A 467-nucleotide genomic window follows, 5' to 3' on the forward strand; every position below is an offset into this window, starting at 1 on the left:
GGCCAAGAGGGTCGGCCGGGCGCAGGTCGTCCGGCGCCTCCTCGCGCACTACGAGGAGCCGCGCTACCTCGAGATCGGGGTGTGCACGGGTCGCACCTTCGACCGGGTCTCGGCCACGACCCGGGTGGCCGTCGACCCCGAGTTCCGCTTCGACCACGCGGCCCGCGACGAGCCGGGGACGACGTACCACGAGATCACGAGCGACGAGTACTTCGGCAGCGTCGTCGAGCCGGGCACGCAGTTCGACGTGATCTACCTCGACGGCCTGCACACGGTGGAGCAGACGCTGCGCGACCTGCTGAACGCGCTGCCGTACCTGCAGCCCCGGGGCGTCATCGTCGTCGACGACGTCCGGCCGCCGACCGAGCTCGCGTCCATCCGCGACCGCCAGGAGTTCTTCGACGTCCGCCGGGCGGCCGGCCGCGATGACGAGAAGGCGTGGATGGGCGACGTCTTCCGGCTGGTGT

1 protein-coding gene is annotated in these 467 nt (G+C 71.5%); it reads left to right on the forward strand.

Annotation, left to right across the window (positions count from 1 at the left end):
• On the forward strand, positions 1 to 467 hold a 467-nt coding region (locus I6F37_RS39060; RefSeq protein ID WP_225154235.1), incomplete at both ends, for a class I SAM-dependent methyltransferase.

This window comes from Bradyrhizobium sp. NBAIM08, assembly GCF_020193935.1.
Classification (GTDB): Bacteria; Pseudomonadota; Alphaproteobacteria; order Rhizobiales; family Xanthobacteraceae; genus Bradyrhizobium; species Bradyrhizobium yuanmingense.